At 71.1% G+C, this 18,817-nt stretch carries 15 protein-coding genes; 6 read left to right on the top strand and 9 right to left on the bottom strand.

Translation table 11 applies throughout. The features are described from left to right. Window positions 1-150 precede the first annotated feature (150 nt). Window positions 151-1,308, top strand: a complete 1,158-nt coding sequence (locus tag ACWD3E_RS13465; protein ID WP_451387703.1) for an acyl-CoA dehydrogenase — start codon at window positions 151-153, stop codon at window positions 1,306-1,308. Window positions 1,309-1,443: 135 nt separating this feature from the next. Next, the gene (locus ACWD3E_RS13460) at window positions 1,444-1,806 is read left to right on the top strand and encodes a four-helix bundle copper-binding protein (RefSeq protein ID WP_451387702.1); all 363 of its coding nucleotides are present in this window, start codon (window positions 1,444-1,446) and stop codon (window positions 1,804-1,806) included. A 65-nt stretch (window positions 1,807-1,871) separates the two neighbouring features. Here the strand turns inward: ACWD3E_RS13460 and ACWD3E_RS13455 are convergent, their stop codons facing one another. After that, window positions 1,872-3,191 (bottom strand): LCP family protein, encoded by a 1,320-nt coding sequence (locus tag ACWD3E_RS13455; RefSeq protein ID WP_451387701.1) that lies wholly within the window; start codon window positions 3,189-3,191, stop codon window positions 1,872-1,874. Window positions 3,192-3,311: 120 nt separating this feature from the next. On the opposite strand from ACWD3E_RS13455, the gene ACWD3E_RS13450 reads away from it, so the two are divergent. Continuing rightward, the gene (locus ACWD3E_RS13450) at window positions 3,312-3,860 is read left to right on the top strand and encodes an acyl-CoA thioesterase (protein ID WP_451387700.1); all 549 of its coding nucleotides are present in this window, start codon (window positions 3,312-3,314) and stop codon (window positions 3,858-3,860) included. Window positions 3,861-3,877: 17 nt separating this feature from the next. Here ACWD3E_RS13450 and ACWD3E_RS13445 read toward each other — a convergent pair whose 3' ends face one another. After that, window positions 3,878-5,434: an LCP family protein gene (locus ACWD3E_RS13445; protein WP_451387699.1), complete on the bottom strand. Its 1,557-nt coding sequence runs from the start codon at window positions 5,432-5,434 to the stop codon at window positions 3,878-3,880. Window positions 5,435-5,562: 128 nt separating this feature from the next. On the opposite strand from ACWD3E_RS13445, the gene ACWD3E_RS13440 reads away from it, so the two are divergent. Further along, window positions 5,563-6,591 carry a glycosyltransferase family 2 protein gene (locus ACWD3E_RS13440; protein WP_451387698.1) on the top strand — a complete coding sequence of 343 codons (1,029 nt, stop codon included), beginning with the start codon at window positions 5,563-5,565 and terminating at the stop codon, window positions 6,589-6,591. Window positions 6,592-6,609: 18 nt separating this feature from the next. Here ACWD3E_RS13440 and ACWD3E_RS13435 read toward each other — a convergent pair whose 3' ends face one another. The 4 genes from ACWD3E_RS13435 to ACWD3E_RS13420 form a co-directional block, all read right to left on the bottom strand. Then, on the bottom strand, window positions 6,610-8,253 hold the full coding sequence (locus ACWD3E_RS13435; RefSeq protein ID WP_451387697.1) for an LCP family protein: 1,644 nt from the start codon (window positions 8,251-8,253) through the stop codon (window positions 6,610-6,612). Window positions 8,254-8,369: 116 nt separating this feature from the next. Next, window positions 8,370-10,148 carry an LCP family glycopolymer transferase gene (locus tag ACWD3E_RS13430; protein ID WP_451387696.1) on the bottom strand — a complete coding sequence of 593 codons (1,779 nt, stop codon included), beginning with the start codon at window positions 10,146-10,148 and terminating at the stop codon, window positions 8,370-8,372. A gap of 233 nt (window positions 10,149-10,381) precedes the next feature. After that, window positions 10,382-11,626 (bottom strand): LCP family protein, encoded by a 1,245-nt coding sequence (locus ACWD3E_RS13425; RefSeq protein WP_451387695.1) that lies wholly within the window; start codon window positions 11,624-11,626, stop codon window positions 10,382-10,384. A 113-nt stretch (window positions 11,627-11,739) separates the two neighbouring features. Then, complete coding sequence (locus tag ACWD3E_RS13420; RefSeq protein WP_451387694.1) at window positions 11,740-12,495, bottom strand: TIGR03089 family protein; 756 nt, start codon at window positions 12,493-12,495, stop codon at window positions 11,740-11,742. Between the two features lie 111 nt (window positions 12,496-12,606). Here ACWD3E_RS13420 and ACWD3E_RS13415 point away from each other — a divergent pair, with 111 nt between their 5' ends. Beyond that, entirely contained in the window at window positions 12,607-14,067 is a 1,461-nt protein-coding gene (locus ACWD3E_RS13415) for a peptidoglycan recognition protein family protein (RefSeq protein ID WP_451388132.1), read from the top strand. 65 nt (window positions 14,068-14,132) lie between these two features. After that, window positions 14,133-15,215, top strand: a complete 1,083-nt coding sequence (locus ACWD3E_RS13410; protein WP_451387693.1) for a sugar phosphate nucleotidyltransferase — start codon at window positions 14,133-14,135, stop codon at window positions 15,213-15,215. Window positions 15,216-15,374: 159 nt separating this feature from the next. Here the strand turns inward: ACWD3E_RS13410 and ACWD3E_RS13405 are convergent, their stop codons facing one another. The 3 genes from ACWD3E_RS13405 to cofD all read right to left on the bottom strand — a co-directional run bounded on the left by ACWD3E_RS13405 (window position 15,375) and on the right by cofD (window position 18,805). Further along, on the bottom strand, window positions 15,375-16,421 hold the full coding sequence (locus ACWD3E_RS13405) for a DNA-3-methyladenine glycosylase family protein (RefSeq protein WP_451387692.1): 1,047 nt from the start codon (window positions 16,419-16,421) through the stop codon (window positions 15,375-15,377). 84 nt (window positions 16,422-16,505) lie between these two features. Then, the gene (locus ACWD3E_RS13400; RefSeq protein WP_451387691.1) at window positions 16,506-17,849 is read right to left on the bottom strand and encodes a coenzyme F420-0:L-glutamate ligase; all 1,344 of its coding nucleotides are present in this window, start codon (window positions 17,847-17,849) and stop codon (window positions 16,506-16,508) included. Continuing rightward, entirely contained in the window at window positions 17,846-18,805 is a 960-nt protein-coding gene (gene cofD, locus ACWD3E_RS13395) for a 2-phospho-L-lactate transferase (RefSeq protein ID WP_451387690.1), read from the bottom strand. The genes ACWD3E_RS13400 and cofD overlap by 4 nt, the downstream gene beginning before the upstream one ends. Window positions 18,806-18,817: the final 12 nt, after the last annotated feature.

Below are 18,817 nucleotides of genomic sequence, written 5' to 3'. Positions count from 1 at the left end.
GCGTGCGGAGCCCGAGCATAGTCGGGCCTTGCGCCGGGCAACTTTCCCGCTGTCGGATAGCTCACGTAGGCGAGTGGCGGGCAACCCCCTAAAATTTGTGTTACTTAACGGTAATTAGCGTCAGTACTTGCGTCTGGAGCGTGAGAGACCTTGGCCGGATCGGCTGACTTCGACCTGTACCGCCCGTCCGAGGAGCACGACATGCTCCGCGACACCGTCCGTGCGCTGGTCGAGGCGAAGATCGCGCCTTTCGCCGCCGCGGTGGACGAGGAGGCCCGCTTCCCGCAGGAGGCCCTCGACGCGCTCGTCGCCAACGACCTGCACGCCGTCCATGTCCCCGAGGAGTACGGCGGCGCCGGCGCCGACGCGCTCGCCACGGTCATCGTGATCGAGGAGGTGGCCCGCGCCTGCGTGTCCTCCTCCCTCATCCCCGCCGTGAACAAGCTGGGCTCGCTCCCGGTGATCCTTTCGGGCTCCGAGGACCTCAAGAAGAAGTACCTCACCCCGCTCGCCAAGGGCGACGCGATGTTCTCGTACTGCCTCTCCGAGCCGGAGGCGGGCTCGGACGCGGCCGGCATGAAGACCAAGGCCGTCCGCGACGGCGACCACTGGATCCTCAACGGCGTGAAGCGCTGGATCACCAACGCGGGCGTCTCCGAGTACTACACGGTCATGGCCGTGACCGACCCGGAGAAGCGCAGCAAGGGCATCTCCGCCTTCGTCGTCGAGAAGTCGGACCCGGGCGTCTCCTTCGGCGCCCCGGAGAAGAAGCTCGGCATCAAGGGCTCCCCGACCCGTGAGGTCTACTTCGACAACGTCCGCATCCCCGCCGACCGCATGATCGGCGCGGAGGGCACGGGCTTCGCGACCGCCATGAAGACCCTGGACCACACCCGCATCACCATCGCCGCCCAGGCGCTCGGTGTCGCCCAGGGCGCCCTCGACTACGCCAAGGGCTACGTCCAGGAGCGCAAGCAGTTCGGCAAGCCGATCGGCGACTTCCAGGGCATCCAGTTCATGCTCGCCGACATGGCCATGAAGATCGCCGCCGCCCGCGCCCTGACCTACCAGGCCGCAGCCGCCTCCGAGCGCGGCGACGCCGACCTCACCTTCCAGGGCGCCGCCGCCAAGTGCTTCGCCTCGGACGTGGCGATGGAGGTCACCACGGACGCCGTCCAGCTCCTCGGCGGCTACGGCTACACCCGTGACTACCCGGTGGAGCGCATGATGCGCGACGCCAAGATCACCCAGATATACGAAGGAACGAACCAGGTCCAGCGGATCGTCATGGCCCGCAACCTGCCGTAGCCGCAGCGGTATCCGCAGCGGTTTCCGCGGCGCTCGGGTCCGGCATGCGGGCCGTACCCGGGAGGGCGTAGGACGCAGGGACGGGGGGACTCGGCAGGAGTCCCTCCGTCCCTGCGTCTTTCCCAGGAGGAGCCCATGACTCAGCCCGGAACGATGACGCCGATGAGCAAGCAGATGCAGGACTGCGTCGACGCCTGCATGAACTGCCACGGCGTCTGCGAGGAGACCATGAGTTCCTGCCTGCAGATGGGCGGCCAGGCCCAGATGCAGATCATGCGCGCGCTCATGGACTGCTCCGAGACCACCCGCATGTGCGCCGACATGATGATGCGGCGCTCGCCGCTGTCCGCAGAGATGTGCACCTTGTGTGCCCAGGCCTGCGACATGTGCGCGGAGGCGTGTATGTCCCTGCCGGACGACCCGCAGATGATGCGCTGTGCCGAGGCGTGTCGCCGCTGCGCGGAGATGTGCCTTGCGATGGCCGGCGCCGACATGTGACTCCTGGCACCGGTGAAACGGAAAAGGGCACCCACTTTGGTGGGTGCCCTTTGCGTCACACGCGGTCAGTTGCTGGAGACCGTCACCGCCTCGTCGTTCTTCAGCTCGTCCACCAGCGTCTTCACCTTCGCCTTGTCCCAGACGAGGTTGCCGCCGGTCGAGCCGGAGATCGGCATGTTCATCGACTTGCCGTCGCCGCTGCTGACGCCCTTCATCGCCCAGAACATGGACGCCAGGTCCCACAGGCTCATGTCCTTGTCGACGATGAGGGAGTCCAGGCCCGCGCCCATGGTCGGGTAGAACTTGAACGGGTTGAGGACCGTGCCCGGGGTGGCCACCTCGTGGGCCAGGGCCGACAGGAACTTCTGCTGGTTCTTGGTGCGCTGGAGGTCCGAGGCGGCGAAGGCGTGCCGGGTGCGGACGAAGGCCAGGGCCTGCGCGCCGTTCAGCGTCTGCTTGCCGGCCTTGAAGTCCGCGCCCGAGTACTTGTCCTTGAAGGCCTGGTCGATGTCGATGGTGACACCGCCGACCGCGTCCACGATCTTCGCGAAGCCCTGGAAGCCGATCTCCACGTAGTGGTCGATGTGCAGGCCGGTGTTGTACTCGATCGTGCGGACCAGCAGCGTCGGGCCGTCGTAGGCATAGGCCGCGTTCAGCTTGTTCGGGCCCATCGCGGCGCGGATCTTGCCGGACTCGGAGCCGCGGAACTGCGGGATCGTGACGTTCGAGTCACGCGGCAGCGAGATCAGCGTGTCGCCGTTGTCGCCGACGTGCAGGATCATCATCGAGTCGGTCCGCTTGCCCTGGGCGGAGCCGGTGTGCAGCTTCTTCTCGTCCGCCTTGGACATGCCCTCGCGGCTGTCCGAGCCGACGATCAGGTAGTTCGTGCCCTTGCCGGACTCCGGCCGGTCGATGACCGTGGACAGGTCGACCTCGCGGCGCAGCTTGGAGTCGGCCCAGAAGTACGTCGCCACCGATGTGACGATGAGCACGGTCACCAGCGTGAGCACGGCCCACTTGATGCGACGGCGCCAGTTCGGGCGCGGCCGGTACTGCTGGAGGTGCGGGTCGTGGTCGTCGTCGTTGGGCACGAAGCCGCCGCCGGCCCGCCCGCCGGCGCCGTAGACCTGGCCCGTGTTGTAGCCGCTGTCGTAGCCGGGCTGCTCACCGTAGCCGGGCTGCTCGCCGTAGCCGCCGCCGTCGTCGTATCCCTGGCCGTCGGTGTACGACGGCTGCTGCGGAACCCCGGCGCCGTACGGCGGAGCCGCCGGGTTGCGCCGCACCTGGCGCATCACACGGGCGTTCTCCGGCTGTGCGCCGGCGCTGCCGCGTCCGTAGCGCGGGCCGCGGTTGTCGTCGGACCATCCCTCGGGCCAGTCATTCATGCGCCCCAGTGTGCAGGGCAGGGCTGTGTGCCTTACAAGGGGCGTCGGGAAATCAGGTCGGGGCTGTTGCGAATCCGACACAAAGTCTGCTGAAAGTTTCTTCGGCATAAGGTGGAGGTCATGACAGACCTGGCCGCAGACGTGGAACCGGAGATCCCGGGCAAGCCGACGTCAGCTTCACGCACCACCCTCAGTCACATCATGACCCACAACGACACCAACCTCCTGGGGACGGTGCACGGTGGTGTGATCATGAAGCTCGTCGACGACGCGGCCGGCGCGGTGGCCGGCCGGCACTCCGGCGGCCCGGCCGTCACCGCCTCCATGGACGAGATGGCCTTCCTGGAGCCGATCCGCGTCGGCGACCTGGTCCATGTGAAGGCGCAGGTCAACTGGACCGGCCGGACCTCGATGGAGGTCGGGGTCCGCGTCCTTGCCGAGCGCTGGAACGAGTCCGCCCCGCCCACCCAGGTCGGCTCGGCCTACCTGGTCTTCACGGCCGTGGACTCCGACGGCAAGCCGCGCCGGGTGCCGCCGGTCCTCCCCGAGACCGAGCGCGACCGGCGCCGCTGCCAGGAGGCCCAGATCCGGCGCACCCACCGCCTGGCCCGCCGCCGCGCGATCCGCGAACTGCGCGAGAGGCGCGCGGCCGAGGGCATCGAGGACTGACCCTCGGGGCCGGCGCCTCAGGCCCCCTGGGCACCCGAGCAGGTCACCTCGTTGCCGCGCACAGGGGTTGGCTGCGTCTGCCCCGGGTCCTCGAAGCGGACGTCGCGAACGTCCTTGAAATCGGCCCCGGCGGTCACCTTCAGCAGCGGCCCCTGGCCGGGCATCGCGTGCAGCTCGCTGCCGGGCAGGGCCGCGGCCAGGGAGCGGGCGGAGCGGTCCCAGCGGGGGTCGTAGAAGATCACCGTGCGCCGCACGTCGTGCTCGGCCGCGGTCACCGGCTGGTGGGTGGTGGCGAAGCCGGTCGCCGCGAGCGCCGCGTCCATCCGCTTGCCGAGCCCGGCCATGCCGGTCCCGTTCGCCACCTGGACCTGGATCTGCTCCGGGTCCACTTCCACCGGCACCGGCGCCGGGCCGTGCCGCTCCGGGCCGTGCCGCGCCGGGCCGTGTCGCTCCGGGGCGGGCCGCTCCGGGCGGTCCACGGTGAGCGGCTTGTCGTCGCGCAGCGACCGGAACAGCTGGTCCGACTTGGCCTGGTCCCACTTCAGGGTCGAGCCGATGCCCTTGACCTGGTAGTCCATCTCCCCGATGGGCACGGTGGTGAACTCCGACGAGGACGGGGAGAAGTTCCGCATGGCCCGGCCGAGGTCGAGCAGCTCGTCGGTGCCGAAGCCCTCGTCCGCGCGGACCGAGCCGAGCACCGCCCGGGTCACGTCCCGGAACTTGATCGGGTTCAGCAGCACCCCGGAGGAGGTGGCCCGCTCGATCAGTGCCGCCAGGAACCGCTGCTGCCGCTTCATCCGGCCCAGGTCGCTCGCCCCGTCGACATGCCGGGCCCGCACGTACTGGAGCGCCTGCCCGCCGCCCAGCATGTGCGTGCCGGGCGCGAGGTCGAGACCGGTGTACGCGTCCTTCAGCGGGGTCGGCGTGCAGACCTGGACCCCGCCGAGCACGTCCACGGTCTTCATGAAGCTGGTGAAGTCGACCTCCAGGTAGTGGTCGATCTTCAGATGGGTCATGCTCTCGACCGTGCGGACGGTCAGCTGGGGGCCGCCCTCGGCGTAGGCCGCGTTCAGCTTGATCGGGTGCGGGCCGTGCTGCTGCCCCGTGGTCTCGTCGACGTGCGCCGGCGCCTCGGCGTAGGAGTCGCGCGGCAGGCTCACCACGGTGGCCCGCTCCCGGTCCTCCGAGATGTGCACGATCATGACCGTGTCGGTGCAGTGACAGGGCGCCCCGCCCAGCCGGTACGTCTGCCGCTCCTGCTCGGTGATCTTGTCGCGGCCGTCGGTGCCGACCAGCAGGACGTTCATGCCGTGGCCCGCGATCGGCCGGTTCTTCATGTCCTTGAAGGCGTCGACCCGGGTGATGCCCGCGTCCAGGCTGCTGACCACCGCGTGCCCGATCCCGGCGGAGGCCAGCACCACCACGGACAGCGTGGTCACCGCCCGCATCGCCCAGCGGGGCCGCCGGCGCGGCCGGACGGACTTCACGGGCCGCTCGGGCGGGCGCGGCACACGGCGGGGCGGCTGCGGCCGGCGCTGCGGCGGCCGGGAGGGGGACCGAGGCGGGCTGGGCAAGGGCGACACCTCCGGACGAGGCCGTACGTGGGATCCGTGAGCACCGTAGGCCGATACGATCTCCAGCCCGCGTTCTCGCCCCGGCGGCGCGCACCGGTGTCCCCCATTCGCGGTAACGTGAGGCCCCTATGAACGCCAAGTCCGACGTGCGGTTCCCCGCTGTGTCTGTGATCATGCCCGTCCTCAACGAGGAGCGGCATCTGCGCGGAGCCGTCCAAGCGATCCTCGCGCAGGAGTACGCCGGCGAGATGGAGGTCGTGATCGCCCTCGGTCCGTCCACGGACCGTACGGACGAGATCGCCGCCGAGCTGGTCATGGAAGACCCGCGCGTGGTCACCGTCCCGAACCCCACCGGCCGCACCCCCGCAGCGCTGAACGCCGCGATCAAGGCCTCCCGGCACCCGATCGTGGTCCGTGTCGACGGCCACGGCATGCTCTCGCCGAACTACATCGCGACCGCCGTACGGCTCCTGGAGGAGACCGGCGCGCAGAACGTCGGCGGCATCATGCACGCCGAGGGCGAGAACGACTGGGAGCACGCCGTCGCCGCCGCGATGACCTCGAAGATCGGCGTCGGCAACGCGGCCTTCCACACGGGCGGTGAGGCCGGACCCGCCGAGACCGTCTACCTCGGCGTCTTCCGGCGTGAGGCCCTGGAGCAGCAGGGCGGCTACAACGAGGAGTTCATCCGCGCCCAGGACTGGGAGCTGAACTTCCGGATCAGGGAAGCGGGCGGGCTCATCTGGTTCTCGCCCGAGCTGAGGGTGTCGTACCGGCCCCGTCCCTCGGTGCGGGCGCTGGCCAAGCAGTACAAGGACTACGGCCGCTGGCGGCACGTCGTCGCCCGCTACCACTCCGGCTCCATCAACCTGCGCTATCTCGCCCCGCCGACGGCGGTGTGCGCGATAGTGGCGGGCCTCGTGGTGGGCGCGGCGCTGACCCCGCTGGGCTTCGTGATCCCCGGCGGCTACATAGCCGCGATCGCGCTGGGCTCGCTGCCCGGGGGCAAGGGCCTGCCGCTGAAAGCCCGGCTGCAGATCCCCGTCGCCCTCGCCACCATGCACATGTCCTGGGGCTGGGGCTTCCTGACGAGCCCGCGGTCCCTGGCGAAGAAGGTCATCGCCTCCCGCCGCCCGGCGGTACTCAGTTCCGACTGAGCACCGCCGCAAGGCGTCCTACCACTGGTACGGCTTGTACACGTCCATGCACTGGGAGCTGTCCGAGCCGTTGATGGCGTCGGCGCCGCTCGGGATGTCGCCCGCCTTCGGCGGGGCCTGCCTGGGGTAGGCCGAGCCCGTGCGCCAGTCGGCGCCGACGACGACCGTGACCCCGGACACGTCGGTCGACCGCTTCACCGCGGTCGGCGGGATGCCCAGCGCCTTGGCCACCGCCTGGGCGTCGCCCTCCAGGTCCGCGCTGGGATAGCGCACGACCGTCGTGTCCTCGGACAGCGTCTCGGCGGTGTCGGCCGTCGCCCTGGCGTAGCCCTGCTGCGCGAGCGCCTGGGTGAGTTCCCGGGCCCGGCCGCTCACCGGTGCCTCCGTGTCGGTCCGGGTGGCGTTCTGGACCATCACGCCGAGCTGGTCCGGGGCGAGCGAGGGTGTCTTGCCCGGCGGGGTCTTGGGCGCGTCCTGCTTCGCGCCCGAACCCTTGCCGTGTTTGTCGAGCGGTACGTCGTCGCGGAGCATCTGCCACAGCCGGTCGGCGCCCGCCTGGTCCGGTACGACGTGCTCGCTGTTCTGCGGGTCGGGGACGTTGGGCATCGTCACCGACGTGATCCGGTCGGTCGGCACCGACTTCAGCTCCGTGCCCAGGTCGTACAGCTTCTTGACCGTGCCGATCTCCCGGGACACCGTCAGGGACTTGGTGGCCGCCTCGGCCAGGTCCATCAGCCGGCCCGTGTCGGTGAAGACGTTCTGGTGCTTCAGCGTGCGGATCATCGAGTTCAGGTACATGTGCTGGGCGCGGGCCCGCATCAGGTCGCTGCCCCAGGCGTGCCGGGTACGCAGCCACTGCAGGGCCTGGACGCCCTTGACCTTGTGGCGTCCCGCCGTCAGCTTCAGCCCGGAGCCGCCGTGCTGGGCGGCCGTCGAGCGGTCCCACACGTTCTGGTTCACGCAGACGTCGACGCCGCCGATGGCGTCGGCCATCTTCACCACGCCCGCGAAGTCGATCGTCATCCAGTGGTCGATGTAGACCCCGGTGAGGTTCTGCCAGGTGGCCAGCGTGCAGCCGGCGCCGCCCCGGGCCAGCGTGGTGTTGATGATGCCGTGGGTCGGCGGATAGACCTTGCCGGTGTCGGGGTCCGTGCACCGCGGGATGTCGACCCGGGTGTCGCGGGGGATGCTCACCATCGCGGCGCTGTTGCGGTCCGCGGAGAGGTGGATGAGCATCTGCACGTCGCCGAGCGGCGGGCTGCCGCGGTCGTACTTGGCGCCGCCGAGCTTCACGTTCTCGTCGGAGTTACGGCTGTCGGAGCCGATCAGCAGGATGTTCAGCGGCGTCTGCCCCGCCGCGTTCGGCCGGGACTTCTGCGCCGAGGAGTCGCCGCTGCTGCGCTCGCCCTTGTGGATGTTGCCGTTCAGGTGCTCGTAGTAGAGGTAGCCGGCCGCGGCCGTGCCGAGTATCACCACCGCCAGGGTGGTTGCCGACCAGCGCAGCACCCGCCGCCTGCGCCGCCGCCGGTCGGCCTTCGAGCCGCCGCCCCGCCGCCCGCCGCCGTGGTGTCCGGGGCCGTCCGGTGCGGTCCGGGGCCGCGCCGTGAGCGGCATCGTGTCCTCGACCGCGGCGGCCTCCCCCCGCACTTCGCTCTGCGACAAAGCCTGCCCTCCCCAGCCTGCGCCAACGTGCAACGGGTCCGTCCCGCCCAGAGTTAGACGCGTGACGGACCCGTTGGGTTACCTACGAGGCCACTGAACCTTTCAGGCCCTGGGCCTTACGAGGCGCACTCGGCCTTGTCGGCCGTGGACTTGATGACCTTCGGAGGCTGGCGCGGAGCGGTCAGGGAGACCCCGGCGCCCTTGAAGTCCTTGCCCAGGGTCAGCGTCATCGCGGGCAGTCCCTGGGAGTTGGTGACGCTCTTGCCGGGCTTGAGCGCGGACCCCGGCAGCCCCATCAGGGCGGCCAGCTCACGCGCCTGGTCGGCCTGGTCCGGTGCGTACTCCAGGGTCGTATTGGCGAGCGCTGCGGGCGCGTTGCCGTCGTTCTCCGACTTGAGCACGCCCTTGTCGTTCTGAAGCCATTGCAGGGTCGTCTGTGCGCTGCCGCCCACGGCGCCGCCGTTCTGGATGCGCACCCGCACCTCGGACGCCGCGGACTTCGGTCCCTTGAGGCGGGCGGCCTGAGCGTCCTTCGCCGCCTTCTCCTTCTTCTTCACGTCGGTGAAGGAGACGTCGTTCTTGATGGCGTCGAAGACCTCCGGGGCGGAGTTCGGGTCGACGATGACCGTCTTGTGGACGACCCCGTCCGCCGGGTTGTCGATCACCGGCACCGTCACGAAGCTGATGTTCTTCGGCGGCACCTTCTTCAGCTCCATGGCGATGTTCTTGAGCGTGCCCACGGACTTGATGCCCTTGTCGACGGTGAGCGCATTGGTGGCCGCCTCCGCCAGCTTTATGAGCTTGGTCGGGCTGGTGAGGGTGTCGCTGGAGGACATCTTGCGCATCAGCGAGCCCATGAACTGCTGCTGCGCCTTGATCCGGTCCAGGTCGCCGTGGTTGCCGAAACTGTGCCGGGTGCGCACGAACGCCAGCGCCTGCTCGCCCTGGATCTTGTGCTCGCCCTCGGGCAGGTTCAGGTGGGAGTCCTTGTCGTTCACGGCGTGCGCGAGGCACACGTTGACGCCGCCGACCGCCGTCGTCAGCGTCTTGACCGCGTTGAAGTCGACCATCATGAAGTGGTCGGGCTCGACGCCGGTGATCGCCTTCACCGTGCGCATGGTGCAGCCGGGGTCCCGGCCCTCCTGGCCCAGGCTGGTGTTGAAGCGGGCGTTCTGGGAGCCGGGGATGACCTTCGTGGTGTCGTCGGGCTGCTTGGTCTTGCAGTCCGGCACGTTGACGATCAGGTCGCGCGGGATGCTCAGCGCGGTGGCGTTCGTACGGTCCTTGGAGACGTGCAGCAGGATGTTGGTGTCGGCGTGCCCGACGCTGCCCTTGTCGCCGTAGCCCTCGTTGCCCTTGCCGGTGCGCTTGTCGGTGCCGATGATCAGGATGTTGAAGGCGTCGTTCTTGTCGAAGCCGTCCTTGGCCGCGTCACCGACATCGGTCGCGGTGACGTTGCCCTCCAGGTGCTTGAGGTAGAGGTAGCCGGCCGTGCCGACGGCGACCAGGACGAACGCCGTGCCGCCGGCGGTCCACGCCAGCACCTTCTTGACCTTCGACCCCTTCTTCACCGGCCGCCGGCTCCGCCGCCCCTGCGGCGGCTCGGGCTCGGCGCTCCGGCGGCGGCGCGGTCCCGGCACGTCCGCGCTGCGCGTCGCCTGCCGCGGATCGCGCGGACGGCCCGCGGCCTCGTCGTCACGACGGCCCGCTGCCTCGTCGCCACGGCGGCGCGGCGCACCGCCCGGACCCCGGGAGGAAGATCTCCGGGGCCTCGGGACCGATGACTGCGGTGCGGAACTGTTCAGTCGCAGTTCGTATTCTCCGGTGTTCGGATTGAGCACCCACTGGTCTGCGGGGTCGATGTTCTCCGCCCGCCCACGGCCTTGCGCGTCCACGGTTGTCCGAATCCTCCGTCGGGGCCACGCGGCGCCTCTCCCCCCAGGAGGCGCTCGGGTCTCGGTGAATCAGTGCACGACCCCAGGACGGACCTCGTGGCCTGGTGCACCGGATCGCTCACACTATCCGCCCAGTTCAGCGTCAAGCGAGGCCGGTGACAAATTCCACGTCCCTACAACTGGGCAATCCCGCCCATTCTTCTGGACAGGAGTTCGTCGCTCTTGCGTACCTCTTACTCGCAGGTGTGCTCGGCGGCGGTGTTCCCGCTGAAGGTGGGTGCGGGCGAGGGGCGCTCGGAGGGGCCGGTGGAGGGGCCTGGGGAAGACCCGTCGCTGTGCTCCCGTTGCGGGAGGCCTTGCTGTGAAATGTCCGGCTGTGGCGGATCCTGTCGCGGCATGTGCGCCGCCACCGCCACCGGCTGGTCCGCCCGCAGCCGGGCGAAGAGCTTCTCCGCCTCCGGCTCCACGAGCTGGTCGCGGTTGGCGTCGTAGACGTACGACTCCCGCGGCACGGTCAGGAACTGCACATGTTCGGTGGGAATGTTGCGCAGCCCGCGGACCAACTGGTACAAACCGCGCAGACTTGCCAATTCTGGATCGGTGGTGAGCGAGGAGGTCGCCGCGTCCAGCACCGGATACAGCTTCACCGGATTCAGCAGGACGTCGTTGCTCTGCACCTTGCTGACGAGCGCCGCGAGAAATCGCTGCTGCCGCTCCATCCGCTCGGTGTCGCTGCCGTCACCGAGCGACTTGCGCGCCCGGACATAGCCGAGGGCCTGCTCCCCGTCGAGTTCCACCTTGCCCGCGGGCAGCTTCAGCCGGGCCGCCTTGTCGTCGATGGGCTCCTTCAGGCACACCTGCACCCCGTCGACGGCGTCGACCATGTCCTTGAACCCGCTGAAGTCCACCACCACGTGATGGTCGATCCGGATGTCCGTCAGCTTCTCGACGGTACGGATGGTGCACGCCGAACCGCCCACCTGGAAGGCGTGGTTGAACATCGCGAACACCGGCTCGCTGCGACTGCCGTCGGCCCGCAGGCACTGCGGTATGTCCACCATCAGGTCCCGGGGCAGGGACACGGCGGTCGCACTGCGCCGGTTGGCGGCCAGGTGCAGCAGGATCGTCGTGTCCGACCGCTCGCTGCCCAGGTCCCGCCCGTACTTCCCGTTGCCGTCCCCGGCCCGCGTGTCGGACCCGATCAGCAGGATGTTCTGCGCGTCCCGCACCAGCGCGGTGGGCCGCTCCCGCTCGTAGCGGGCGAGTTCGCGGGCGGCGGCTTCATCGGCGGTGATGTTGGCGTTGAGCTTGGCGTACAGGGCCCACCCGACCCCACCGGCGCCGACGACGAGTACGGCCACGGCGAGGGCCGCACCTTTCACCAGCCGACGCCGACGCCGCCGTACGAGCCCGGCCCCGGTCGCGGAGGCCCCGAGCCCCGGGCCGAGGGGCCTGGCCTTGCCAACGGTGCCGCTCACGGGTGGGCCACCCCCTCATGGCGTACGAGCGTTGTGTCCTGCTCTTACGACGATGGCGGGGGAGGGGTCCCGGGGCGCCCGTTGTTACTCCGATCGGGGGACGGCAGCCGACCTCAGCGGCGAACCGCGGTCACCTTCTCGCTCTCGATCCGCTTGGCCAGACCTTCCTCGTCCAGCCGATCGAGATGACGGCACAGCACCACGGAACCGCCGGTGGCGAGCGGCGCGTACAGCCCCGCGCTCAGCCCCTCCCAGGTGTCGTACGACAGCCCGGACAGCAGCCGGGACCCGGGCCCCGTCAGATCCAGCGAGGGTGCGTCCCCCAGGGCCCGCTCCACGACTTCGGCCCCGCTGAGCTCGGCGCCCGCGACGATCAGCGCCGGCTCCTCCGGGTCCACCGGCGCGAACGGCACGAACCGGTCGCCCTGGCCGGGCACTTCCACGGCGTAGTCGACGAAGCCGGCCGGTGGCTGCGGGAACCGCCCGCCCAGCGGCCGCAGCGCGAGCGCCACCCGCTCCCCGGGGCAGGCCAGCGCCGCGTCCAGTGTGTCCGGCCCGCTGACGACCACGTCGGCCGCGGCGGGATTCCCGGCGACATCGGCCACCGCCCCCACCGACGCGCAGGCGAGCAGCCACACCGCCGTCTGCCAGTGCGCGGGTAGCAGCAGCGCGACCCGGTCGCCGGGCCCGGCGTTGAGATCGCCCTGCAGGAGGTTCGCGGTCTTGGCCACCCAATTGGCGAAGGTGGCGACGGACAGTTCGACGCGCTCGCCCGTGGCGTCGTCGTAGAAGGTCACCAACGGGCGGCCGGGGTCCCCGGCGAGCGCGGAAGTCAGCAGGTCGGCGGGGGTGCGATCGGTGGCGTTCACCCGGGACAGGGTACGCGCGGGCCGGTCCGCGCACCGAGCGGCGGGGCCACCGGTTCGGCGGAACGGTTCCCGACGGTCCGTCAGTTCACCGTTGGACAGATTTAAATGACTATGTCCAGGATCGGCGCTATGCGATCATTTCTCACTTCTTCGATCGGTGTCTCCTCAGTCGGCCTCACGTGCGCGGCGACCCTCGCCCTCCCGTTGACCCTGCCCGCGCGGGCGGCGTCGGCGCCTCCTGGGCCGGCCGCCGCCACTGCCGAGGCCGCGGTCCCTGGCCGCACCCAGTCGCTGCCCCTCCTCCCCCTCTCCCGGACACGCGGCTTCGGCGCGGCTGCGCAAGTGGCCGAGGAACAGGGCCTGTACCGCGCCGCGATCAAGCGCTTCTCTCTGGTCGGAGTCGTCTGGGACGACCCGGACGCCGAGCTGCACGGCCGCGTCCAGGTGCGCACCCGGTCCACCGCGACGAAGAAGTGGTCCGGCTGGCAGAAGGTCGAGACGCACTACGCGGACGACGGCGTCGACCCCGGCTCGGCGGAACGCTCCTCGGGCCGGGTGCGCGGGGCGACCGCACCGCTGTGGACGGGCGACTCGAACGGCGTGGACATCCGGGTGCGCCTGGACGCGGAGACGGTCCGGGCGACCGGCGGACGAAGCGATGGTGGCGACCGGGGCAGCGGTACCGGCGGAGTGCACTGGTCGCTGCCGTCCGGGCTGCGGCTGGAACTCGTCGACCCGGGGCGGGAGGCGCCGCCGCAGGGTCCATCGGCCGACGTGTCGCGCCTCGGCACCGGCATGGGCACCGGCATCGACGACGAAGCGGCGACCGCGGCCTCCGCCGTCAACGCCGACCTCGCCCGCCTCGGCGCCACCGAGATCCCGGCGCTGGGCAGGAGCGCCACCGAGCGGGAATTCACCCGGCTCCGGCGTGGCTTGGGGGCGGAGCCGAAGCTGCGGGCGAAGCCGTACATCGGTCCGCGCCCGCGGATCGTCACGCGGCGCGGCTGGGGCGCGGACGAGTCACTGCGCGAGCGCGGGTTCGTCTACACGAAGAAGGTCAAGGCGGCCTTCGTGCACCACACCGCCTCGGGCAACAAGTACAGGTGTTCGCAGGCGCCGTCCGTCATCCGCAGTATCTACCGCTACCACGTGCAGAGCATGGGCTGGCGGGACATCGGCTACAACTTCCTCGTCGACAAGTGCGGAACCATCTACGAGGGCCGGGCCGGGGGCGTGGCGAAGGCGGTCATGGGCGCCCACACCCGCGGGTTCAACGCCAACAGCATGGGCATCGCCGTGGTCGGCACCTACGGCTCCACCAAACCGTCCGCCGCTGCCGTGAAGGCCATCGCCAAGCTGACGGCGTGGAAGCTCGGTCTCTACAGGGCCGATCCGCGCGGCAAGACATATCTGACGTCGGGCGGTGGCAATCTCTACCCCAAGGGTAAGAACGTGCGACTGAACGTGATCTCTGGCCATAGGGACGGGTTCGCCACGGAGTGCCCGGGCAGGCGGCTCTACGCCAAGCTCGGCTCGGCCCGTTCCAGTGCGGCGCACTACCAGGGGCGATGAGATGCATACACTGGCCGGCCGAAACGTGTAGTTCGGCCGGTCCCGGCAGGAAGCAGAGACGACAGGTGACAGAAGCGATCCTCCTGGTCGGCGGCAAAGGCACCCGGCTGCGCCCGCTCACGGTGCACACGCCCAAGCCGATGGTCCGGGCGGCCGGAGTGCCGTTCCTCACGCACCAGCTGGCGCGAGCGAAGGCCGCGGGCGTGGACCACATCGTGCTCGCCACGAGCTATCTGGCGGAGGTCTTCGAACCGTACTTCGGCGACGGCTCCGCGCTCGGCCTGCACCTCGAGTACGTCACCGAGGAGGAGCCGCTCGGCACGGGCGGCGCGATCCGCAACGTGGCCTCCCGTCTGCACTCCGGCCCGGAGGACCCGGTACTGGTCTTCAACGGCGACATCCTGACGGGCCTGGACATCAGGGCTCTGGTCGGCACCCACGAGTCGACGGGCGCGGACGTGTCGCTGCACCTCACCCAGGTGACGGACCCGCGCGCCTACGGCCTGGTCCCCACGGACCCGACGGGCAGGGTCCTGGCCTTCCTGGAGAAGCCCCAGACCCCGGAGGAGATCGTCACCGACCAGATCAACGCGGGGGCGTACGTCTTCCGCCGCTCGGTCATCGACACGATCCCGGCGGGCCGCCCGGTCTCGGTGGAACGCGAGACGTTCCCGGACCTCCTCGCCGCCGGAGCCCATCTACAGGGCATGGTCGACTCGACGTACTGGCTGGACCTGGGCACCCCTGCGGCCTTCGTCCGTGGCTCGGCGGACCTGGTCCTGGGCCGGGCCCCGTCCCCCGCGGTCCCGGGCCGCTGCGGCGACCGCCTGGTCCTCCCCACCGCTCGGGTCGCCCCGGACGCCAAGCTGACGGGCGGCACGGTGGTCGGCGAGGGCGCGTTCGTCGCCGAAGGCGCGCGCGTCTTTGGCTCCACGATCCTCCCCGGCGCCGTCATCGAACCCGGCGCGGTCATCACCGACTCCCTCATCGGCACCCGCGCCCGCATCGGCGAACGCTCCATCCTCACCGGCACGGTCATCGGCGACGGTGCGGTCGTCGGTCCCGACAACGAGCTGCTCGCGGGAGCCAGGGTCTGGTGCGACGCCCAAATCCCCGCGGGCGCGCTCCGCTTCTCTTCGGACCAGTAGCTGTGTGGGTGGGCTGCGCACGGTCTCTTTCGGCCGCGGGCCGGTGGGGGGCCGGTCGCGCAGTTCCCCGCGCCCCTGGGGCGGCACGGGTGGGCGCAGCGGCAACCCCGCAAGCGCGGGTGGGCGAGACGCCCGGCCTCAGCTGCAGCCGACGGCACGTCAGAGCAACCCGATGTCCACCTTCGGCATCTTCGGTACCCGCCGAGCCGGCACGCGCCCGCTCAGCAGGATCAACCGAGCCGCCCGATGCCGCTGCCCGGCATACGGCTCAAGCAAGCGCAGCATCTCCGCATCGTCGGCATCCCGATCCCCCGCCAACGCCCACCCCACGATCCCCGGCAGATGCAGATCCCCCACGGTCACCGCGTCCGCCGCCCCCAGGCTCCGCTGCACGACCTCCGCCGATGTCCACGGCCCGATCCCCGGTACGACCTCCAACCGCGCCTGGGCCTCAGGCGCCGGCATCCCCACGGCCTGCTCCAGCCGCGCAGCGACCCGTACGGCCCGCAGAATCGTCGAGGCCCGCTTGTCGTCGACCCCCGCCCGGTGCCACTCCCAGGAGGGAATCAGCGCCCAGGTCCGCGGCGCCGGCATCACGAACATCGGCCGCTCGCCCGCGCCCGCGGGCCCCGGCGCCGGCTCCCCGAACTTCCGTACCAGCAGCCGCCACGCCCGGTACGCCTCGTCGGTCGTGACCTTCTGCTCCAGGACCGACGGGATCAGCGACTCCATCACCAGCCCGGTCCGCGTCAGCCGCAGCCCCGGCCGCCGGTGCCGCGCGAGGGCCACCACCCGGTGCCGGGGCTCGAACGCGTCCGGGTCGTCGGCCGCACCGAGCAGCTCCGGGAGCTGCTCCAGCAGCCAGTCGGCTCCGGGCCCCCACGCCTGCGCGCGCACCTCACCGCCGTACGCGCACACCCGCAGCGTCCCCGGCCCGGCGGGCGTACGGCTGGCCCGCCACACGGAGCCGTCCCGCTGGGCCCGGAACGTCGGGTCGGCGGGCCCGCGCCGCAGCGGGCCGAGGACCAGGCCGAGGTCGAGCGGCCCGTCCGGCCTCCACCGGCGCACCCGCGCAGGGGACGCCGCCTGCCGTGGCACCCCGCCGCCGGGCACGCCGACATGGCCACCGCGCACGGGCATGGGGGCACCTGCCACGCCTTTCGGGCTGTGGGGGAGCGTGGGGCGCTGGGGAAAACGTCCTGACACGAGAGGTCCTAAAAATGCCGGGGCTGTCCTACGAGACTAGGCGGTCGCACGGGTGCCGTACGCGAAGCGCACGGCACCGCGAACTCACCGCACCTCGATGAAGCCCCCTGCGTCCCGCTCCGGCCGAGGTCTCGGCTCCTCCGCCGGGTGTCCGATCGCCACCGCGCCCATGGGGTCCCAGTGCGCGGGCAGATCGAGTACCTCGCGCACCACGTCCCGGCAGAACATCGTGGACGACACCCAGGCCGAGCCCAGCCGCTCCCCGGCCAGCGCGACCAGGAAGTTCTGCACGCCCGCGCCGGCGGCGACCACGAACATCTCCCGCTCCGCTCCGTCCCGCCGCGCGTCCCCGTAGTGGTGCGAGCCGTCCATGACGAGGCAGGGCACGGCCAGAGAAGGCGCGTTGCGCAGGACGTCGCCGCGGCGGACGCGCCGGGCGATGGACTCCTCGCTCCTGCCGTCCCCGCGCAGGTCGGCGATCCAGGCGTCGCGCATCGCGTCGAGCAGCCGGGTGCGCGACTCCTGCGACTCCAGCAGGACGAACCGCCACGGGGTGGTGTGGTGCGGCGCGGGCGCGGTCACCGCGGCGGCCACCGCGCGGCGCACCGCGCCGGGGTCCACGGGCTCGTCGGTGAAGGCCCGCACGGTGCGTCGCAGGGTCACCGCCTCCCGGACCGCCTCCGAGGTGCCGAGCCGGAACATGTCGTCGCGCGCGTCGCGCACCAGCGCCCGCGCCCCCGTGTCGGCGCCGTCGTCCTCCGCCGGGGTCAGCACGTGCGGCAGCCCGCGCACCACGGCGACCGGCCGCCCGTCCGCCTTGCCCTTGACCAGCTCACCGGCGGCGGCCAGTTCGTCGGCCGTGGCCACGACGGTCGCACTCAGCGGGTTGCCGTGCGCGTCCGTGCCACCACGCAGGTCGTCCAGCACGCGCACCCCGGCGGCGCCGATCGCGACGTCCGTGAGCCCCGCGCGCCAGGGCCGCCCGAAGGTGTCGGTGATGACGACACCGACGTTGACGCGGAGCGTGTCGCGCAGGCCGTCACGGATCGCACGCGCGGACGCGTCCGGGTCCTCGGGCAGCAACAGCACGGTCCCGGCGGCGGTGTTGGAGGCGTCGACCCCGGCGGCGGCCATGACCAGTCCCTGCCGGTTCTCCACGATGCGGAGCGGGCCGCGCCGGGCCACGACCCGGACCGTCTCGGCGTCGATGGCCGCCTCCCGGTCTGCCGCCTCCACGATCCGGCCCTCGGCCTTGGACACGATCTTGGAGGTGACGATCAGCACGTCCCCGTCGGCCAGCCCCGGTTCGGCGCCGGCGATCAGCTTGGCCAGGTCGTCGCCCGGCCGCACCTCGGGGAGCCCGGACAGGGCCCAGACCCGGTATCCGGGGCGCTCGTCCGCCGCCGCGCCGGTGGCTGCCTCGCTCACGCTCCCCGCACCTCCTCGGCCAGCGCCAGCGCCTCCCGTGCCATCTGAGCCGTCGCGTCCACGTCCGTCATCATCAGCGGTACGGCCCTGCAGCGGATCCCGTCCGCCTCGACGCGCGCGACGGCGTCCGCGTCCACCGTGTCGACCAGCCAGCCGTCCAGCAGGCCCGAGCCGTAGTGCTCGGCGACCGCGGCGGCAGTGGACTCAACGCCGACCGCGGCGAGCACCTTGTCGGCCATCCCGCGCACGGGTGCGTCGCCGACGATGGGGGACAGGCCCACCACGGGCACGCCCGCCTCCGCGATCGCCTCCCGGATGCCGGGTACGGCGAGGATCGTGCCGATGGAGACGACCGGGTTGGACGGCGGGAAGAGGACGACGTCCGCCTCGGCGATGGCCTCCAGGACGCCCGGCGCGGGCTTGGCCTGCTCGGCGCCGACCGGGACGACCGCCTCGGCCGGCACGGAGGCGCGCAGCCGTACCCAGTACTCCTGGAAGTGGACCGCCTTGCGCTCGCCGTCGACCTCGACGGCCACGTGCGTCTCGACGCGGTCGTCGGTCATGGGGATCAGCCGTACGCCCGGCTGCCACCGGTCGCACAGCGCTTCCGTCACCGCGCTGAGCGGGAAGCCCGCGCCCAGCATCTGCGTCCGCACGATGTGCGTGGCGAAGTCCCGGTCGCCGAGCCCGAACCAGTCCGGGCCGACGCCGTAGGCCGCCAGCTCCTCCTTGAGGTGGAAACTCTCGTCGGTCCGCCCCCAGCCCTGCTCCTCGTTGATGCCGCCGCCGAGCGTGTACATCACCGTGTCGAGGTCCGGGCAGACCTTCAGCCCGAAGAGGTGGATGTCGTCGCCGGTGTTGCCGATCACGGTGATGTCCGCGTCCGGCGCGGCCTGCTTCAGACCGCGCAGGAACCGGGCACCGCCGATGCCGCCTGCCAGAACCACAATGCGCATGGGCCCAAGTCT

This window comes from Streptomyces sp. NPDC002676, from assembly GCF_053592455.1.
The sequence above is the reverse complement of the archived record's forward strand: the minus strand, read 5'-3'. Positions and strand labels throughout refer to the sequence as shown.

Coding starts and splice junctions, on each gene's coding strand:
- ACWD3E_RS13460 (WP_451387702.1), top strand. CDS start 1,444: ATGACTCAGCCCGGAACGATGACGCCGATGAGCAAGCAGATGCAGGAC.
- ACWD3E_RS13455 (WP_451387701.1), bottom strand. CDS start 3,191: ATGAATGACTGGCCCGAGGGATGGTCCGACGACAACCGCGGCCCGCGC.
- ACWD3E_RS13450 (WP_451387700.1), top strand. CDS start 3,312: ATGACAGACCTGGCCGCAGACGTGGAACCGGAGATCCCGGGCAAGCCG.
- ACWD3E_RS13440 (WP_451387698.1), top strand. CDS start 5,563: ATGAACGCCAAGTCCGACGTGCGGTTCCCCGCTGTGTCTGTGATCATG.
- ACWD3E_RS13415 (WP_451388132.1), top strand. CDS start 12,607: ATGTCCAGGATCGGCGCTATGCGATCATTTCTCACTTCTTCGATCGGT.
- cofD (WP_451387690.1), bottom strand. CDS start 18,805: ATGCGCATTGTGGTTCTGGCAGGCGGCATCGGCGGTGCCCGGTTCCTG.